This is a genomic window from Plantibacter sp. MDV22-iso1, assembly GCF_058408345.1.
In genome coordinates this window covers 1,826,423-1,844,792 of record NZ_JBZVDY010000001.1, presented here as the reverse complement: position 1 = coordinate 1,844,792, position 18,370 = coordinate 1,826,423, and the positions used below count along the sequence as shown (strand labels likewise).

The window sequence follows — 18,370 nt, the reverse complement described above, 5'->3', positions numbered from 1 at the left end:
GCAGGAGGAGGGGTCATGCCGGACGAGGAACAGACGACGGACTGGCGTGCACTGGCCGCCGCCCTCGCGAACGATGACACCCGGACGGTGTACGCGCAACTCGTCCTCGGGCAAGAGCCCGATCTGGGCGCCACCCAGCGTGCTGTGCGACGGGCCGAGCAGAGCGTCCAGACGTTGTCCCGGGTGGGCCTGCTGGACGACGGCGGGCGAGTCTCGGGCGGGGTGTTCCGGGACCTCCTCGCGGCCGCAGCACCGCCGAAGCGCGAAGGGATCGACCGCTTCCTGGTCGACGGTCGGATCGTGCAGTACCCGTCGAATCCCGACGAGCGGCAGGCGCTGTTACAGCGCGTCGCGGCATCAGCGCTCCAGCCGGGCGAGGTGGTCGACGAAACCGAGATCAACGAGCGACTGACTGCCTTCCACGACGACGTGGCTGTGCTTCGGCGGTACCTCGTCGATGCGCAGCTCGTGGAGCGCACGCGCTCGGGGACCGAGTACGCGCTCGTCACCTGAGTCAGCCGCCCTTCGACAGGCTCAGGGACCGGGGTGAGGCTCAGGGAGCGGGGTGAGGCTCAGTGCCCGGGACCGACTGCGTCAGGCGCGGATGTCCTTCGTGAGCTCCTCCACGAGGGCTGCCCGCTGCTCGCGGGTGGACGGCCGACCTTCGGCGTCGGGACGCTCCTGCCACGGGAACGGTCCCGAAGCGCGGCGATACTCGACCCCGAGGGCGTCGAGGCGGGCGAGGTGCTGCTGCAGCCGTGCCTCGAAGCCCGCGAGGTCGCGCTCGCGGCCGACCCAGGCGACCTCGGCGAGGGCGCACAGTCGCGGATACGCCTGGTAGTCGATGACGCGGGCGGAGTCCATGTGCTCGGTCCAGATGTTCGCCTGCACCCCGATGATGTGCTCGGCCTGCGCCTCCGTCAGCTCCGCCGGCACGGGCTCGAAGGTGTACACCTCCGAGACCGCCAGTGGCGGCCCGACCGGGATCGGTTCACCCGGCAGCTCCGACTCGCGGTAGTCGAGGTAGACCCGGTCGTCCGGGCAGGCGATGACGTCGTAGCCCTGTCGTGCGGCGGCGACCGCACCGAACTCGCCGCGCCATGAGGCGACGGTCGCGTCCTTCGGCAATCCGCCGCCCTCGAGGATCTCGTCCCAGCCGTACAGGCGCCGGCCCGCGGCTGACAGGTGCGCTTCGAGCTGGCGGATGAACCACGCCTGCAGCGCTTCGACGGTGTCGAGCCCGCGCTCAGCCATGAGTGCCTGCGTCCGAGCGCTCGCCGCCCAGCGGGTCTTCTTCGCCTCGTCGCCACCGACGCCGATGAAGGTCGACGGGAACAGCTCCATGACCTCGTCGAACACGGTCCGGAAGAACGCGACCGTCTCCTCGCCCATGTCGAGGATCGCCTCGTTGATGCCCCACCGTGTCCACACCGACGGCTCGTCCGCGTCCTGCGCGACGTCCGGCACACCCAGCTCGGGGTAGGCGGCGATGATCGCTCGCGCATGGCCGGGTAGGTCGATCTCGGGGACGACCGTGATGGACCGCTCAGCGGCGTAGGCGACGATCTCGCGCAGGTCGTCCTTCGTGTAGAAGCCGCCGTGCGGGCGGCCGTCGCCGGGAGCGTGCCGCGCTGCACCGTGCTGGCTCTCGGTCCGCCACCCGCCGACCTCGGTCAGTTTCGGGAAGGCGTCGATCTGGATGCGCCAGCCTTGGTCGTCGGTGAGGTGGAAGTGGAGGACGTTGAGCTTGTGGCGTGCGGCGAGGTCGATGAACCGCAGCACGTCGGACGTGGGGAGGAAGTGCCGTGCCACGTCGAGCATGACGCCGCGCCAGCCGAAGCGCGGGGCGTCGTCGATGGTCGTCGCCGGGACGGTCCAGTCGACGCCGGGGACGAGCGCACGGCGGTTGACCACCGGTGGGAGGAGTTGGGTCAGGGTCACCGCACCGGAGAACGCGCCGGAGGCGTCGGCGGCGACGATGCGCACACCGTCCGTGTCGACCACGAGTCGGTAGCCGCCGGCCGCGACGGTGTCGTCGTGGATGAACGCGATGCTGTCGGTCCGCATGTCGATCCGTGCGTCGAGGTCGAACCCGGTCGACGTCTGCAGCACCCCGCGCAACCAGCGGGTCGCGGCCGTGAAGCGGCGGTCACCGCCGAGCCCGGTCGTCTCGCTCAGCGTGAAGGCGCCGTCGTGCTGCTGGATGGACACGGGCAGTGGAAGCATCGGTGGTTCTCTCCTCGAGTGCTGATGGGCCGTTCTCAGGACATCCGCGGCGCGGCTGGCCGGGAACCCGGTGACACGCCGGAGGACTCCTGAGAACGGTTCCGGATGGTGGAGGTCAGGACGGGCGGTCGACGAGGGTGGTGAGGCGGTCGGCGATCAGCGTATCCGAGACGACGGTGAGCGGCGACTGACCGGCCTCGGCGGCGAGCTCGGCGATGCTGCGGCCGACGAGCTCGCGGAGGTCGGGGTGCGACACCTGCGCGATGCGCACAGCGGACCAGTCGACGCGCTCGTCGAACGGCGGCTCGGCGAAGGCCCGTTCGAGTTCGTCGACGACGGCGTCGTCACGGAGGCGGTCGATGACGGCGTCGCCGCCACCGCCGGTCACCCAGGTGGGCAGCAGGGCGGTGAGGGCGGTGCCGCGGAGGACGCCGTCGAGCAGGATGGTGCCGGTGCCGTGATCCATGGGCCGCTCTCCAGTCGTCGGGCGATTGCGCATGTTGCAACGGGGGTTGCGTCAATGCCCGACAACTGTAAAGGGTCCGAACAAACGTGTCAACGGTGTGGAGACGGTGTGGCGGGGCGGGTTGCTCGGCACTTCGACAGGCTCATTGACCGGGGATGGCGGCTCAGTGACCGGGGAGGGCGGCTCAGTGACCGGGGGAGTGTGGCCCCGTGACCGGGGGAGGGCCTCGGCTCCGCGGTCGGGGCGCTTACTCCACGAGGCGGAGGCGGACCGCCATGAACTGGCGACCGGGCAGGTCGACCCGGACGGTACCGGTGTGGGTGCCGGGGAGGGTCTCGACCGTCATGTTCCAGGTGTCGAGCACGTCGACGTGGAACTCGCCCTCGGGGAGGAAGACGTTGCGGAACCGCGGCCGGTTGAAGCCGAAGTAGCCGATGACGTAGCGGCCGGCCACCCCGCCCCACGGCACGTCCCAGTCGCCGGGCAGCGGGTCGAGGACGCCCGTCGGGGACTCCGCCGAGATGCGCTCCAGGAACGCGACGCGGTCGGGACTCGAACCGATGAGCGGCCCGCCCTTCGACCAGAACAGCTCCTCCCGGTCGTTGAGGTAGGTCTCGCCGTGGCCGACGTAGCCGCCGCGGATCGCACCCTCCCAGAACCGTCGCACCATCTCCTCACCGGTGATGTTGCCCCAGCCCTGGTCGATGTCGCCCTCGTAGGCGCACTCGTCGATGACGATCGGCTTGCCCCACTGCTCGCGCCAGGCGTCGGTGTTCTCCGCGGTCCGGTAGACGTCGACGCGCTGCACGCTGCAGTGCGTGATCCACGGCTTGGTGTAGTCGTAGAACCCCTGGCAGTTGTGGATGGAGTTGAGGTGGCCGTGCGGGTCCTCCGCGCCGACGACCGTCGCGAGCCGCTCCCAGTCGTCGTTCGTCTTCGCCCAGAGCAGGTCGTACTCGTTCGCCATCGACCACCACACGTTCGCGAACGCGGCGAGCCGGCGGACGGCGTAGCGGAGGTACCGTTCGTCGACGGCCGGACCGAGGTCCGCGAAGCCCCAGCGGTCGTAGGCGTGGAAGAGGATGAGGTCCGCTTCGATGCCGAGCGCGCCGAGCTGGGTGATGCGGCGCTCGAGGTTCGCCCAGTAGGCCGGGTCGAACCGCTCGTGGTCGAACCCGTCCGCGAGCGAGCCGACGAAGGGGAACGTCTCCGGCTCGTTCGCGTTGTAGAGGTACGACTTCGGGAACACGCACATGCGGATCTTCGTGAACGGCGCGGCCTCCAGGGCGCGCAGCGTCTGCTCCTGCAGTTCCTCGGGCTGGTGCGTCCAGGCGTAGGCGGTCGTGCCGAGCGGGCGGTGGCGGGTGCCGTCCGCATGGGCGAAGTGGAAGCCGTCGACGCGCACCGGTCCGTGGCTGTCCGTCGCCGCGGCCGACACGGTGAACATGCCGGCGACGCCGTCGAGCGAGCGGGCGGTCGAACTCGTGGTGAACGACCACTCGCCCTGCTCCTCGGCGAGCAGCCGCACCAGGTACCGGCCGTCGCCGTCGTAGAACCCGCCGACGGTGAGCTCGCGTGCACCGTTCGTGAACGTCGCGCCGAGTTCGACGTCGACGAACGGGTTGCCGTGCGACGGCCCGTCCAGCCGGATCTCCACGACGCCGTACTGCGGGACGTCGCCGGGGACCGTCAGGGTCGCCGAGCCGCGCTGGACGTCCTCGCCCTCGTAGTCGAGAGCGGGCTCGATCGCGGCGCCGTAGGGTGCGCGGGCCTCGGGACCGTCGTCGACCTGTGCGAGCGCCGCCCAGAGACGATCCTTCGCCGCGTCGTCCTGGAGCTCGGGCACGATCGCCGACAGCTGCCCGAGCCGGATGCTCCGGAACTGCTTGGCCATCGGCGATGCGGCGATGCCGGGCAGGAACTGCTCGAGGACGGTGCGACCCGCCGGGCTCTCGATGACGTCTCCGAAGGCGGAACTGCGGTCGAACATGGATCTCCTGTGATCGGCCGAGCGGGTCGGCGGCGGGGTGCTACTGGTGCAGGCGGTGCGAGTGTTGCACGTGGAACAGTGGAGTGGGGGTTATCGCGCAACTCCTGGTGCCGGAGTGGCTGCAGCCAGCGCCGCGTCCACCTCGTCGAGCATCGACTGCGGCGTGAACATGAGGAGCTGACGGACGGTCCGACCGCGACTCCACTGGGTGCCGCGGCGGATGTCGTCGGCCTTGGCCTGATCGTGGGCACCCACCGAGCGCAGGAGGGCGTCGTACGCGGCCGGTCGGTCGATGATCTCGGAGAGCGGCGAGTCGAGGCCGAGCGTGATGTCGTCATCGGCACTCGAGCCGGCGTCCGTGACCTCGACCGTCCAGTCGTGACGACCGGACCCGATCGTCTCCTCGGGGGCACCCGGCAACGCGACCGTCGCCGTCGTGTTCGGCGGCACGACCGCCGACACGCGGAGTGAGGACCCGTCGCGTCGCCACGCCACCGACGCCTCGCCGTAGGGCGTGACATGTCGGGCTTCGGCGTGGTCGAGCCCGTCGATCGGCCGCGGCGCGATCCGGAGTTCACGGTAGCCGGGAGCCGCGGGCGCGAGGCCGGCCACGGTGCGGTGCAGCCAGTCGGCGACGGCACCGAGCGCGTAGTGGTTGAACGAGGTCATCTCGCCCGGGTTGACCGAGCCGTCCTCGAGCAGGCTGTCCCAACGCTCCCAGATCGTGGTCGCGCCCTTGGTGACGGGCGAGAGCCAGGACGGGTTCTCGGTCTGGAGCATGAGGCGGCCGGCCGCGCGGAGGTGTCCGCCGTCGGCGAGTGCGTCGGTGATGAGCGGCGTCCCCACGAAACCGGTGCCGATGCGGTAGCCGTCGGCACGGACGAGGTCGGCGAGGCGGTCCGCGAGGCGCTGTCGCACGGTGGGATCGTCGACGAGGTCGAACCGCAGGGCGAGGGCGTACGCGGTCGGCGCGTCGGACATCATCCGGCCGGCGGGCGTCACGTACTCGGCGGCGAAGGCCGCCCGACTCCGCTCGGCCAGGTCGCCGTACCGCTCGGCGTCCGCCGTCTCCCCGAGGAGCCCGGCGGTGTCGGCGAGGATCCGGAGGGACCGCGCGTGATAGGCGCTCGCGACGATGTCCGAGTCGACCCTGGCCTTCGCCGGCTGGTCCGGCGGCGCGCTCGGGTCGAGCCAGTCGCCGAGCTGGAAGGTGTTCGACCAGAGACCGTCGGTGCTCACCCGGAGGACGGCCTCCACCCAGGAGCGCATCGACGGGTACTGCTCGCGCAGGATCCCGAGGTCGCCGTAGCGCTCGTGGAGCACCCACGGCACGACGGTCGCCGCGTCGCCCCAGGCCGCAGTCGGACCGCCACCGGCGAAGCCGGACAGCGCGGCCGGGACCACCATCGGGACGACACCGTCCTGGTGTCCCTGTTCGAGCGCGAGGTCGCGCAGCCAGGAGTCGAGGAAGGCGGAGCTGTCGTAGAGGAAGCTCGCGGTCGGGGCGAAGACCTGCAGGTCACCCGTCCAGCCGAGTCGTTCGTCGCGCTGCGGGCAGTCGGTCGGGATGCTCAGGAAGTTGCCGCGCATGCCCCAGACGACGTTCTCGTGGAGGCGGTCGAGCAGCTCGTGCGAGGAGGAGAACCAACCCGTCCGCGTGAGGTCGCTGTGGAGGACGACGGCGGTGACCGACGCCGGGTCGAACGTGCCCGGCCAACCGTCGATCTGCGCGTAGCGGAAGCCGTGGAAGGTGAAGCGCGGCTCGATCGTCTGCTCGCCGTCGCCTGAGAGCGTGACGTGGTCGGTGGCCGCGGCGTTGCGGAGGGGACGCAGGGCGAGTTCGCCCTCGTCGAGGACCTCCGCGTGCCGGAGCGTGAGCGTCGTGCCCCGCGGGCCGGCGACGGTGAGCCGGAGGCGGCCGACGAGGTTCTGGCCGAAGTCGAGGATGGTCGCGCCGGACGGCGAGGTGAGCACTTCCGCCACCGCGCGCTCCTCGATGCGGCGGACGGGCGCTGCGATGCGGGCCTCCGGCACCGGGTGCGCAGCGTCGTCGACGAGGGCCGGGGCCCAGGTGGACGCGTCGAACGCCGTCGTCGACCAGCCGGGTTCGGCCAGGGTGGTGTCGATCGCCTCGCCGGCGTAGATGCCGCTGTCGACGAGCTCGGCACCGTCGGCCGCCGACCAGCTCGCATCGGTGACGAGCGTCTCCGTCGTCCCGTCGAGGTAGTCGAGCTGCAGCTGGGCGGCGAAGCGTGGCTGGTCGCCGTAGATCCGCTCGGCGAACTGGAAGAACCCGTAGCGCTCGGTGTACCAGGCACCGGCGACGGTCGCGGCGAGGACGTTCTCGCCCGGCTCGACGAGCACGGTGACGTCGACGGTCTCGTGCACGAGGCGGTCGCCGTAGGCGGTCCAGCCGGGGGAGAGCACGTCCTCCGAGGCGGGAACCCCGTTGAGCTGTGGCTCGGCTGCACCGAGCGCGGTCCAGAACAGCCGGGCGCGACGGACGGGCCGGTCGACGGTGAACGCGCGGCGCACCCGGATCGGTTGCGCAGCACGCTCGGGCGCCGCGAGACCGATGAAGCTGGCGGTCCAGGCGCCGCCGGCGAGGAACGCGGCTTCGACGTCGATCGGCTCGCTCCAGGGTGTCTCCTCGCCCGCGGTCGACGCGGCACGGACCTCGACGGTGCGCACCTCGTCCGGGGTGAGCGGCGGGAACGGCCAGGAGACGAGGACGGAGTCGCGGCCCTCGACGCGCGCCGTGGCACCACTGCCGTCCCGGAGCTCGGCCCAGGCCTGCACCCAGTCGGCGCCCGATGTCTCGACGGTCCAGCTCAATCGAGGCGTCGGTGTCGCGACCGCGGGACTGTCGTCACGGGTCTCCGCACGCAGACGGCCGATCTGCGCGACGTGCGCGGTCATCGGGAGGTCCCTGCCGCAATGGTGACGACGTGCTCGTCCACGAGGTCGACGACGGACGATCCGATCCGGAGGGTGACGTCACCTGGCTCGACCTGCCAGCCGTCCGCCCAGTGGGCGAAGACCCGCGCAGGCAGGGCGACCTCCCAGGCGACCGATTCGCCGGCGCCCGCGCGGACGACGGCCGATCCGACGAGCCAGCGCACAGGGCGGTCGACCGAGGAGTCCGGTCGCTCCGCGAACACCTGCACGACGTGCTTGCCGGCGCGGTCACCGGTGTTCGTCGCGGTCCCGGAGACGCGGGCGTCACCGGAGGCGACGTCACCCGCGACCTCGCCACCGTCGATGGACCAGCTCGTGTACCCGAGCCCGTGCCCGAACCAGTAGGCGGGCGTGGCACCCGAGCGGAGCCATGCGCGGTAGCCGATGTGGATGCCCTCCTCGTAGCGGAGCACGCCGTCCACCGGGGTGACGTCGAGCACCGGGACGTCGTCGAGCGCTGCAGCCCAGGTGGTGCTCAGGCGACCACCGGGTTCGGCGACACCGAGGAGCACGTCGGCCAGGGCGTTGCCCATCTCCTGCCCGCCGAACCAACCGAGGAGCACGGCGGCGACCTCGTCGCTCCAGGGGAGCAGGACCGGGGCGCCGGAGTTGACGATCACGACGGTGCGTGGGTTCACGGCGGCGACGGCCCGGACGAGCTCGTCCTGACGGCCGGGGAGTGTGAGGTCGCTGCGGTCCCAACCCTCCGACTCGACCTTCGAGTTCGTGCCGACGACCACGACGGCGACATCGGCCGCGCGGGCCGCCTCGACCGCCTGGGCGATGAGGGCGTCGGGGTCGGAGTCGTCGGGAGCGCGACCGACGGTGACGCTGATCGCGCCGAGACCGTTCTCGCTCGGGGAGAGGTCGAACTCCGCGCGGAGTTCGACGGCGACGTCGGCCTGGGCGGCGAACGCACCCGTCGCCGACGGCGGGGCGAGCAGCGCCGCGCCGAGGTCGTTCCCGACGACCACGGGCTGCTCGTCGACGAGGAGGACGCCGTCGACGAAGAGCCGGCCGTGGAGCCCCGTGGCGAAGCCGAGGCGCAGCTGCTCGGTGGCGTCGGGCGCGTACGTGGTGGTGAGCACGAGCTGCGACGCCGTGGTGACCGGGGCGTCGCCGCCGAACCAGACGAGCGCGGTGGATCGGCGGTCCTCGGTGAAGAGCTCTGCACCGTCGGCGTCGAGGAACGTGGCGACGAGACCGGGGTCACCCGTGCGCGGGTTGGTGAGGCGCTCGAGCGGGAGTTCTGCGACACCCTCCTGCACGATCGCGCCGACGGCGTAGTCGATCGTCGCCTCGGGGAGTGCGAGTCGCAGTCCCTCGAGTGGGCTGACGGTGTGCTCGGGGAGGACCGTCGCACTGCCACCGCCCTGGGTGCGGGAGTCGCGAGCATTGTGCCCGATGACGGCGACGCGGGTGAGCGTGGCCGCGTCGAGGGGCAGGGTGCCGTCGTTGTCGAGCAGCACGACGCCCTCGGTCTCGGCCTCGCGGGAGAAGGCGACCCCGTCGACCGGGGCCGGCGCCAGCGCCTCGTCACCGAGTGCGCCGACGCGGACCGCGAGGGCGAGGAGTCGGGCGACCTTACGGTCGACGTCGGATTCGGCGACGCGTCCGTCGCGGACGGCCTCGACGAGTGCCGCGCTCCATGCGGGAGCGGGACCGGGCATGGCGAGGTCCTGCGACGCCGGCGCCGAGCCGAGGCTGCGGACGCCGGTCCAGTCGCTGACGACGACGCCGTCGAAGCCCCACTCCGAGTTGAGCGGCGTCTCCAGCAGGTCGTTCTCGCTCATCGTGACGCCGTCGACGGAGTTGTAGGCGCTCATGATCGCCCAAGTGCCGGCCTCGGTCACCGTGCGCTCGAACGGCGCGAGGTAGAGCTCGCGGAGGGCGCGCTCGCTCGCGTGCACGTCGACCGTGAAGCGGTCGGTCTCGGAGTCGTTGGCGACGTAGTGCTTCGGGGTCGCGGCGACGCCGTTGTCCTGCAGGCCGCTGACGTAGGCGGCCGCGAGCGAGCCGGTCAGTTCCGGGTCCTCGCTGAACGCCTCGAAGTGCCGCCCGCCGAGCGGGGAACGGTGGAGGTTGATGGTCGGGCCGAGGACGACGTCGACGCCCTTGCGGCGGGCCTCGGCCGCCGCGACGGCGCCGTATCGGTAGGCGAGCGACGGGTCCCAGGAGGACGCCAGCGCGGTCGCCGACGGGAGGTTGATCGACGGCGAGCGCTCGTCCCACAGCGGACCGCGGACGCCGGCCGGGCCGTCGGACAGGACCATGGCGCGCAGGCCGATCTTCTCGAGCGGGACCGTGGTCCAGAAGTCGGCGCCGGAGACGAGTGCGACCTTCTCCTCGAGGTCGAGCCGGGCGACGAGGGCGTCGATCGCCGCGGTGTCGACGGGCTTCGTGACGGCGGCGTGCCGGGGAGTGGTGATGGTCATGCGGTGTTGGTCCGTTCTGGGGTGGCCCTTCGACAAGCTCAGGGACCGGATGGTGGGTCTCAGGGACCGGATGGTGTGGGTGCTGCGCCCGGCCGGCCGGGTTCCTGGCCCCGGCCGACCGGGCGGTCGAAGCGACGGTCAGGCGGCGGACTCCGCCGCACGCTGCTCGTCGATGAGGCGGCGGCGCTCCACCCGGCGGTCCTCCTGGCGGTCCGGGTCGGGGATCGGTGCCGCCATGAACAGGCGCTGCGTGTAGGGGTGGGCCGGGTGCGCCGTCACCTGGTCGCCGTCGCCGGACTCGACGATCTCCCCGTGGTACATGACCGCCACGCGGTGGCTGATGTGCCGGACGACCGCGAGGTCGTGCGAGATGAACAGGTACGCGACGCCCGTCTGTTCCTGGATGTCGATGAAGAGGTCGAGGACCCGCGCCTGCGTCGACAGGTCGAGGGCCGACACGGGCTCGTCGCACACGATGAGCTTCGGATCGAGGGCGAGCGCCCGGGCGATCGCGATGCGCTGCCGCTGCCCGCCCGAGAACTCGCGGGGGAGCCGTGAGGCCGCGCCGGTCGGCAGCTGCACCTGGTCGAGCAGGGATCCGACGCGCTTGCGGGCGTCAGCACCGGAGACGCCGCGGACGGTGAGCGGCTCGGTGAGGATCTGCTCGATCGTGAGCGAGGGGTTGAGCGAGGAGTACGGGTCCTGGAACACGACCTGGATCTCCGAGCTCAGCGCCCGGCGCTCCTTGCGCTTCAGGTGCCCGATCTCCTGGTCGCGGTAGCGGACGCTGCCGCCGGTGACCGGGGCGAGGCCCAGCACGGCGCGACCGAGCGTGGTCTTGCCGGAGCCGGACTCGCCGACGAGGCCGACGGTCTCACCGGGCTTGATGTCGATCGACACGCCCTTGAGCGCCTTGAACGACTGGGCGCGGAACCCCTTGCCCGGGTACTCGACTTCGAGGTCCTTCACCTCGAGCAGTGACGACGTCATCGGGTCTCTCCTGTCAGGTTCGTCGCGAGTGCCGGTCGGGCGGGACCCTCGTCGAGGATCGCGCCGAGCAGCGACTGCGTGTACGGGTGCTGCGCGTGGTTGAAGATCGAGCGCACCGGCCCGGTCTCCACGATGAGGCCGTTCTGCATGACCGAGACGCGGTCGCAGAGGTCGGCGACCACACCGAAGTTGTGCGTCACGAGGAGCATCGCCATGTGGCGTTCCGCCTGGAGGTCGCGCAGCAGGTCCAGGACCTCGGCTTGCACGGTCACATCGAGCGCGGTGGTGGGCTCGTCGGCGATGATGATGTCCGGGTCCGTCGAGACGGCGCCGGCGATGAGCACACGCTGCGCCATACCGCCCGAGACCTCGTGCGGGAATGCGGCGAAGGTGCGCTTGGGGTTCGGGATGCCGACCCGCTCGAGCAGGGCGAGTGCCTTGTCCGTCGCCTCCTTCTTGCTGAGGCCGAGGGTGACGCGCAGGGGTTCGACGAGCTGGCTGCCGATCGTGAACGCCGGGTCGAGGTTCGACATCGGCTCCTGCGGGATGTAGCCGATGCGCTTGCCGCGGATGGCCGTGTACTCGCGCTCCCCGAGGGTGTCGAGCCGGGTGCCCTCGTAGCGGATCGTCCCGTCGGTGACCCGGCCGCCGCGGGGCAGGAGCCCGAGGACGCCCCACGCCGTCTGCGTCTTGCCCGAGCCGGATTCGCCGATGAGGCCGTGGACCTCGCCCTTGCGGATGTCGAGGTCGACGCCGTGGACGACCTCGGTGACTCGGCCGCCCTCCTGGTCGTAGCCGACGCGGAGGTCGCGGACGCTGAGGACGAGCTCCTCGGCACGGACGGCGGCGCGGGCGTCGTCGTCGTGGCGGATGGGCGGGACACCGACGATCTCGTCCTCGCTGATCCCGGAAGTGCTGATCGACTGGGTGACGATCGTGTTCGAGCCCGTCTTCGACGTCGTCACGATCTTGCGACGGCGCCGGCGGACGGACACGGTGCGCTCGAGCTCGTCACGCATCGCGTTGGCGAGCAGGGTGAGCGCGATGCAGGTGAGCGCGATCGCGAGCGACGGCCACACCATGAGGATCGGTGCCTTGTAGATGTTCGTGAAGCCGTCGTTGAGCATCGAGCCCCAGGTCGGCACCGACAGGTCGCCGAGACCGAGGAACTCGAGGCCGGACTGGATCGCGATGGCGATGCCCGCGATGATCGCCGACTGGATGATGATCGGTGCGCGGACGACCGAGAGGATGTGCCTGCCGATGATGCGCGGGTCGCTGAGTCCCGAGACCCGGGCGGCGTCCACGTAGAGCTCCGAGCGGACGGCCGTGACGGCCGCGTAGACGAGGCGGAAGTAGGAGGGCGAGAGCAGGATGCCGAAGATCGCCATCGAGATCCAGACCGACGGGCCGAGGACGGCGCGGGCGGCCAGCAGGACGACGATGCCGGGCAGCGCCATGATGAGGCCCGTGAACCACGAGGACACGGAGTCGAACCACCCCTGGTAGTACCCGGCGATCAGCCCGGCGACGACCCCGATGACGATCGCGACGACGAGGGCGAGGAGTGCTGCGGCGACGCTGATCTGGGTGGCGGCGAGCAGGCGGGAGAACACGTCGCGCCCGGCGCTGTCCGCTCCGAGGAGGTGGTCGGCACTCGGTGGCGCCAGGACCTGCTGCAGGGACGCGAGGTTCGGATCCTGCGGGGCGATGAGCGGTCCGAAGATCGCGACGACCCCGATGAGTACGAGGAACACGAGGGACGCGGCGCCGATCGGGCGCTTGAGGAGCCGGCGCAGGAGGTTGACGCGGACCTGCGGGGTCGGGACGGTGAGCGGGGTTTCGATGGCGGTCATGACAGTCGCACCTTCGGGTTGAGCGCAGCCTGCGCGAGGTCGATGAGCAGGTTGACGACGACGACGATGATGGCCGTCGCGATGACGACCCCCATGACGATGGGGATGTCGCCCTGGGTCGTGGCCTGCACGGCGAGTTGACCGATGCCCGGGAGGGCGAAGATCTGCTCGATGATGACGGCGCCGCCGAGGAGGCCGATGAACTGCACGGCGAGGACGGCGAGGGCGGGGCCGCCGGCGTTCCGCAGCACGTGCTTGTAGATGACGCGGCCCGTACCGAGCCCGCGGCTGCGGAGCGTCCGGACGTAGTCCTTCGACATCGCGTCGACGACGGAACCGCGCACCTGCTGCGAGACCGTCGCGATGGCGCCGATCGCGAGGGCGATGATCGGCAATGTCACCGAGGCGACCCAGCCGGAGAAGGACGTGGTGATCGGGATGTACCCGGTGGCTTTGAACAGGCGGAGGTTGATCGCGAAGGTGATGACGAGCACGAGCGCGATGAGGAAGCTGGGGATCGCGAAGCCGATGACGGAGATGAACTGGACGACGTTGTCGATCCATCCACCGCGACGGGCGGCGAGGACACCGAGGATGACGGACACGATCGCGGCGATGATGGTCGCGCCGAGCACGATCGAGAGGGTGACGGCGAGGCGGCCGGTGACGCCCGAGGACACGAGCTGGCCGGTGAACCACGAGCGGCCGAGGTCGCCCTGGAAGGCGGAGGCGATCCAGTCGAGGTACTGCACCGGCAACGGGCGGTCGAGGCCGAGTTCGGCGGCCTTCTTCGCGACGGTCTCGGTGGTGGCGCTCTGGCCGAGGATCCGGCGGGCGATGTCGCCGCCGCCGAGGTAGAGGAGGGAGTACGCGATCACGGAGATCACGAAGATGAGGACGACGCCGGACACCAGGCGTCTGAGGATGAATCCGAGCATGGGTCACTCCAGGAAGTGGGTGAGTGAGGGGTGTTGGGGCCGGCCCGCCCGAGCGCTGGACACTCTGGCGGGCCGGGGTCGATACGACACGTGCGACCGGTCGGTCCCGGTCCCGGAGCCTGTCGACGGCCGGGCCTGCGACGGGTTCCGGTTCCGGTCCCTGAGCCTGTCGAAGGGCGGACCCGCGACAGGCTCAGGACCAGCGGACTACTTCGGCTGGATGTCGTAGATGGACGGGTACGCGTTCGTCGGGATCATCTTGACGGTCGTGTTGGCGTCCGTCGCGAAGCTGCCCTGCACCCGGTAGAACGGGGCGAACCACGCCTGCTCGACGATGTACTGGTTCAGTTCCTTCGCGACCTTGCCCTGCGTCGCCTCATCGCCGTACTGGATCTGCTTGATGTACTCGTCGACCTCCGGGTCGTCGTACTTGAAGGGGTTGAAGACGGCGTTCGGGGCGATCATGAACTGGATGAGCTGCCAGTCCGGGTTCTGCTCCAGCGCCATGAAGGAGACGGGGAACTTCGGGGCCAGGAGGTCGGCGATGAAGTTGTTGCCCGGGTCCGTGTACTCGGCGGTGATCCCGACGTCGGCCAGCTGCTGCGAGATCAGCGTGTAGGTGGTGGCGCCGAGCACCGTGGAGGACGGCATCGAGAGCGTCAGACCGTCGGCGTAACCCGCCTCGGCGAGCAGCTCCTTGGCCTTCTCGGGGTCGTAGCCGTAGCGGTCGTCGAGCGACTTGTCGAAGGCGGGGGAGTTCTCCGGGAAGACCTGACCCGTGACCGTGCCGTTGTCGTTCTGCAGCGCCTTGAGCAGGGCCGGGCGGTCGAACGCGTAGTTGATGGCCTGGCGGACGCGGACGTCGGCGATCGCCGGGTTCATGGTGCCGGCGCGGTCGAGGAGCAGCATGCCCTGGAAGTCGAGCTCGTTGGCGTTGACGGTCCAGCCGGCACCCTCGACCTCGGCGAGGTTGTCGTTGTTCGCGAGCTTGATGCCGTTGACCTCGCCCGACTTGACGGCGTTCAGGCCGGCGGTCGCGTCTTGGAGGACGTTGATGGTCAGCTTGTCGTAGTGCTGCCAGTCCTTGTTCCAGTAGTCGGGGTTCGCGGTGTAGCTGTAGCTCGTGCCGGTGACGGTCGCGGCCGTGTCGAGCACGTACGGTCCGGAGCCGACCGGGTTGGTGGCGAGGTCGGGGCTGTCGAACGACTCCGCGCTGGCGATCAGGCCGGGGTCGCGGGTGAGGTAGTTGAGCATGGCCGGGTCGGGTGCACTCAGGGTGATGACCACGGTGGTGTCGTCGGGCGCCTCGACGGAGGCGACACCCGCGAAGTAGCCGGCGTCGGGGGACGTGCCGGTCTTGAAGCGCTCGAGGTTCTGCTTGACGACGTCGGCGGTGAGCTTCGACTTGTCGGTGAAGGTGACGTCGTCGCGGATCTTGAGCGTCAGGACGGTGTTGTCGTCGTTGTACTCGTAGGAGGTCGCGAGCGACGGGACGATCTCGCCGTCGGCGGTGGCGACGAGCAGGGTGTCGAAGACGGCCTGGTAGAAGGGTGAGCGGTTGCCCCATTCGGAGCCGGCCGGGTCGAACGTGGTGGGGGGAGTGATCGCACCCAGGATCAGGGTGCCACCGGAGCCGCTGTCAGAGGCGGAGGTGCTACCGGAGCATCCGGTGAGCACGAGTGCAGCAGCGGTGACCGCGACGGCTGCGGTCGTCTTCCATCGGAACATCTTTGTCCATTCGCTGTGAGCAATCCCTCATCGGATCGCTGGTGATTGAGGACGCTAGCACGAAAGCCGAGTGGTCACTAGCTTTTTGTTTTCGACCATGTCACAGTTGGATCACGACCAGGCCGCGGCGTTCGACGGGGAACGCGCTATCGTGAAGCCGTCCGAAGGGGGAGGTCGTCCGATGACATCGGTCAAGACCGGGAACAAGCCGCAGGGGAAGCCCCGCGGTGCATATGCGAAAACCGGTATGAAGCGCGTCGCGATCCTCGACGCCGCGCTCGCCGTCTTCGCCAACGGGGGATATCGCGCGGGTTCGCTTCGGGAGGTGGCCGCGCAGGTGGGGATGAGCGAGGCAGGACTCCTGCACCACTTCCCGAACAAGAGCGCGCTGCTCGCCGCCGTGCTGTCCCACCGCGACGACCTCTCGGCGACGCTCGTCCCGATGGACGGCGACGACCCGATCGAGACGCTCCGGGGGCTGGTCGCACTCGCCCGGTACAACGCTTCCGTGCCCGGCGTGGTCGCGCTCTACTGCACGCTCTCGGCGGAGGCGACCTCGCCCGACCACCCGGCGCACGACTACTTCGTCGAGCGCTACGAGGGCACGCGCGCGCGGCTCGAGCGCACCTTCGGGTTGCTCGTCTCCGCAGGACGCGTGCGGGCCGGCTTCCCCACCACCAGCGCGGCCTTCATGACCCTCGCGCTCATGGACGGCCTGCAGGTGCAGTGGCTGCTCGCACCGGAATCGGTCGACATGGCGGACGAGCTCCACGCCTTCCTGTCGGGGCTCCTCGGTACCGAGCTCTAGGCGCCGAGCGGCCGGCGCGGCACCAGGAGGTCCGCCCCTGGGCAGGAGCCGTCGAGCGAGTGCGTCCTGCTGCGGCGCTGATCTCCTGCTGTCGCGCTACGGCGTCGTCGCCCGTGCGTCGCGCAGGTCCGCGCCGACGGAGGCGTACGAGACGCCGCGGCGGTGTCGGGTGAACGGTACAGAGGCGACGGCCGTGGCGACGATGATGAAGCTGAGGATCCCGATGATCCCGACGATCGTCTGCGTGAGGCCGCTCGTGGCGTCGGGTATCTGCGCGGCGGTCGTCGTGGCGATGTACGGCAGGGCAACGACGGACCCGCGGTAGAGGCGGCGAGCCGCCGATCCGCGTCCGTCCGGCCACTCCGGAGCGAGCCAGACGAGGCGCTGCCCGAGCGACGCGCCGCTCCCGATGAGCGCCGGCAGCACGATCACGAGGACGACCGTGCCAGCGCCGATGCTGAGCACCTCGGGCAGCGTCGGGTCGTTGGCGGTCCCGGTCGCACCTGTGAGCAGGACGCGTGGGACGACGAACACGAGCGACAGCACCGTGATCGACAGGTTCACGGCGAACGCGTCGAGGACCATGCCGAACCAGCGTCGCCAGACGGTGATGGGTCGCGCCCGGTCGCGGGTGGCGCGCAGGGCTCGCGCGCTCGGCATCCACCCGAGGACGATCGGGGCGATGAGTGCTCCGATCGCGGCGCCCGCCGTGTTCGTGATCACGTCGTCGACGTCGGCCACCCGGTAGGCGCATTCGTACAAACCCCAGATGCCCGTGTACTGCGTCGACTCGATCAGCAGGGAGACGAGCGCCCCGAGCAGGATGGAGACACCGAGCCCACGGTTCCAGTACCGCCGCGCGATGGCGCCGAACGGGATGAAGAGGATCACGTTCAGGACGACCTGCAGGAACGCGTGGCTCGTCAGGGTGCTCAGGACCGAGAGCCCGGCGGTCTCCCGTGCGATGTCCCCGATCGAGTGCCCGGGGATCAGCTCGAGCGCCCCATGGGCCGTGCTGCAGTTCGCGCGCTCATCGGGCAGTGGCAGCAGCGTGTAGGCGACGAGGGCGACCGCGTAGACACTGACCGCCGCAGCACCGATCACCCGAGGGAGTGACATCTGGCCGTAGCGACGGAGCTGCACGAGCAGGATCGGACCGAGGACGGCGAAGAAGATCACCGTGCCGCCGACGAGTCCGACCCACGCCTGCCATGTCCACCCGCTCATTCCGACAACTGTAGGGCGCTCGTGGCACCCTCGGCATCAGTCGGCGGACGGACCCCGGTCATCCTGCAGAGGGTGCCGAACGGCGGATCCCGCGCTCGATGCAGGCGATGATGGAGTGTGCCGACGCTCATCGTGACCACCCATCCCGACCCCGACTCCCTCACCCATCACCTCGCCCAGCGGCTCGCGCAGGAGCTGCGCTCGACCTCGGACCCGGCCGGCGTCGAGGTCGCGGACCTGGCTGCGGAGGGCTTCGACCCGCGGTACACGCTCGCGGACCGCCACACCTACCGCGTCGGCGGGGACTTCACCCCGGACGTGGCCGCCGAGCAGGAGCGGCTCGACCGGGCCACCGACCTCGTGCTCGTGTTCCCGGTGTACTGGTGGTCGACGCCCGCGCTCCTCAAGGGCTGGTTCGACCGCGTCTTCGTCAACGGCTGGGCGTTCGGCCTCGACGCGGACGGCGGGATCGTCCGGAAGCTCGACCGCCTGCGCGTGCACCTCGTGCCGATCGCGGGCGACGACGCCGGGGTCTACGACCGCCACGGCTACGAGCAGGCGATGCGGACGCAGCTCGAGCACGGCATCGTCGACTTCTGTGGCGCTCGCCGCGGCGTGACGACCTTCCTCCATGACTCGGAGGGCGAGGACGCCGACGCGCGAACGCGCGCGGCCGAGGCCGCGGTGGACGCGGTCGTCGAGGCGATCCGCGCCTGACCGCCCTTCGACGGGCTCAGGGACCGGGACT

13 protein-coding genes are annotated in these 18,370 nt (G+C 70.4%); 3 read left to right on the top strand and 10 right to left on the bottom strand.

Translation table 11 applies throughout. The features are described 5' to 3' along the window. Positions 1-15: 15 nt before the first annotated feature. Complete coding sequence (locus AC4PMY_RS08915; protein WP_491622499.1) at positions 16-513, top strand: DUF2087 domain-containing protein; 498 nt, start codon at positions 16-18, stop codon at positions 511-513. 81 nt (positions 514-594) lie between these two features. On the opposite strand, the gene AC4PMY_RS08910 is transcribed toward AC4PMY_RS08915, so the two are convergent. The 9 genes from AC4PMY_RS08910 to AC4PMY_RS08870 form a co-directional block, all read right to left on the bottom strand. Continuing rightward, positions 595-2,226, bottom strand: coding sequence for a beta-N-acetylhexosaminidase (locus AC4PMY_RS08910; protein WP_491622498.1), 1,632 nt, complete (start codon positions 2,224-2,226; stop codon positions 595-597). A gap of 115 nt (positions 2,227-2,341) precedes the next feature. Next, a complete protein-coding gene (locus AC4PMY_RS08905; protein ID WP_071261463.1) occupies positions 2,342-2,692 on the bottom strand; it encodes a hypothetical protein in 351 nt (116 codons plus the stop codon). A gap of 247 nt (positions 2,693-2,939) precedes the next feature. Continuing rightward, on the bottom strand, positions 2,940-4,682 hold the full coding sequence (locus AC4PMY_RS08900) for a DUF5605 domain-containing protein (protein WP_491622497.1): 1,743 nt from the start codon (positions 4,680-4,682) through the stop codon (positions 2,940-2,942). Between the two features lie 90 nt (positions 4,683-4,772). Then, positions 4,773-7,601 (bottom strand): family 78 glycoside hydrolase catalytic domain, encoded by a 2,829-nt coding sequence (locus tag AC4PMY_RS08895; RefSeq protein ID WP_491622496.1) that lies wholly within the window; start codon positions 7,599-7,601, stop codon positions 4,773-4,775. Further along, positions 7,598-10,075, bottom strand: a complete 2,478-nt coding sequence (locus AC4PMY_RS08890; protein WP_491622495.1) for a beta-glucosidase family protein — start codon at positions 10,073-10,075, stop codon at positions 7,598-7,600. The genes AC4PMY_RS08895 and AC4PMY_RS08890 overlap by 4 nt, the downstream gene beginning before the upstream one ends. A gap of 138 nt (positions 10,076-10,213) precedes the next feature. Beyond that, complete coding sequence (locus AC4PMY_RS08885; RefSeq protein WP_491622494.1) at positions 10,214-11,065, bottom strand: ATP-binding cassette domain-containing protein; 852 nt, start codon at positions 11,063-11,065, stop codon at positions 10,214-10,216. Next, positions 11,062-12,921, bottom strand: coding sequence for a dipeptide/oligopeptide/nickel ABC transporter permease/ATP-binding protein (locus AC4PMY_RS08880; RefSeq protein ID WP_064295412.1), 1,860 nt, complete (start codon positions 12,919-12,921; stop codon positions 11,062-11,064). The genes AC4PMY_RS08885 and AC4PMY_RS08880 overlap by 4 nt, the downstream gene beginning before the upstream one ends. Further along, positions 12,918-13,859, bottom strand: coding sequence for an ABC transporter permease (locus AC4PMY_RS08875; protein ID WP_064295411.1), 942 nt, complete (start codon positions 13,857-13,859; stop codon positions 12,918-12,920). Before AC4PMY_RS08875 ends, AC4PMY_RS08880 begins: the two co-directional genes overlap by 4 nt. 207 nt (positions 13,860-14,066) lie before the next feature. After that, complete coding sequence (locus AC4PMY_RS08870) at positions 14,067-15,587, bottom strand: ABC transporter substrate-binding protein (RefSeq protein WP_491622493.1); 1,521 nt, start codon at positions 15,585-15,587, stop codon at positions 14,067-14,069. Positions 15,588-15,684: 97 nt separating this feature from the next. On the opposite strand from AC4PMY_RS08870, the gene AC4PMY_RS08865 reads away from it, so the two are divergent. Continuing rightward, positions 15,685-16,395, top strand: coding sequence for a TetR/AcrR family transcriptional regulator (locus tag AC4PMY_RS08865; RefSeq protein WP_254773617.1), 711 nt, complete (start codon positions 15,685-15,687; stop codon positions 16,393-16,395). A 96-nt stretch (positions 16,396-16,491) separates the two neighbouring features. On the opposite strand, the gene AC4PMY_RS08860 is transcribed toward AC4PMY_RS08865, so the two are convergent. Then, positions 16,492-17,622: a VanZ family protein gene (locus tag AC4PMY_RS08860; RefSeq protein ID WP_491622492.1), complete on the bottom strand. Its 1,131-nt coding sequence runs from the start codon at positions 17,620-17,622 to the stop codon at positions 16,492-16,494. Positions 17,623-17,739: 117 nt separating this feature from the next. Between AC4PMY_RS08860 and AC4PMY_RS08855 the strand changes: the two genes are divergently transcribed. Continuing rightward, the gene (locus AC4PMY_RS08855) at positions 17,740-18,339 is read left to right on the top strand and encodes an NAD(P)H-dependent oxidoreductase (RefSeq protein WP_491622491.1); all 600 of its coding nucleotides are present in this window, start codon (positions 17,740-17,742) and stop codon (positions 18,337-18,339) included. Positions 18,340-18,370: the final 31 nt, after the last annotated feature.

Coding starts and splice junctions, on each gene's coding strand:
- AC4PMY_RS08915 (WP_491622499.1), top strand. CDS start 16: ATGCCGGACGAGGAACAGACGACGGACTGGCGTGCACTGGCCGCCGCC.
- AC4PMY_RS08910 (WP_491622498.1), bottom strand. CDS start 2,226: ATGCTTCCACTGCCCGTGTCCATCCAGCAGCACGACGGCGCCTTCACG.
- AC4PMY_RS08900 (WP_491622497.1), bottom strand. CDS start 4,682: ATGTTCGACCGCAGTTCCGCCTTCGGAGACGTCATCGAGAGCCCGGCG.
- AC4PMY_RS08870 (WP_491622493.1), bottom strand. CDS start 15,587: ATGTTCCGATGGAAGACGACCGCAGCCGTCGCGGTCACCGCTGCTGCA.
- AC4PMY_RS08875 (WP_064295411.1), bottom strand. CDS start 13,859: ATGCTCGGATTCATCCTCAGACGCCTGGTGTCCGGCGTCGTCCTCATC.
- AC4PMY_RS08905 (WP_071261463.1), bottom strand. CDS start 2,692: ATGGATCACGGCACCGGCACCATCCTGCTCGACGGCGTCCTCCGCGGC.
- AC4PMY_RS08865 (WP_254773617.1), top strand. CDS start 15,685: ATGTCACAGTTGGATCACGACCAGGCCGCGGCGTTCGACGGGGAACGC.
- AC4PMY_RS08860 (WP_491622492.1), bottom strand. CDS start 17,622: ATGAGCGGGTGGACATGGCAGGCGTGGGTCGGACTCGTCGGCGGCACG.
- AC4PMY_RS08885 (WP_491622494.1), bottom strand. CDS start 11,065: ATGACGTCGTCACTGCTCGAGGTGAAGGACCTCGAAGTCGAGTACCCG.
- AC4PMY_RS08880 (WP_064295412.1), bottom strand. CDS start 12,921: ATGACCGCCATCGAAACCCCGCTCACCGTCCCGACCCCGCAGGTCCGC.
- AC4PMY_RS08890 (WP_491622495.1), bottom strand. CDS start 10,075: ATGACCATCACCACTCCCCGGCACGCCGCCGTCACGAAGCCCGTCGAC.
- AC4PMY_RS08895 (WP_491622496.1), bottom strand. CDS start 7,601: ATGACCGCGCACGTCGCGCAGATCGGCCGTCTGCGTGCGGAGACCCGT.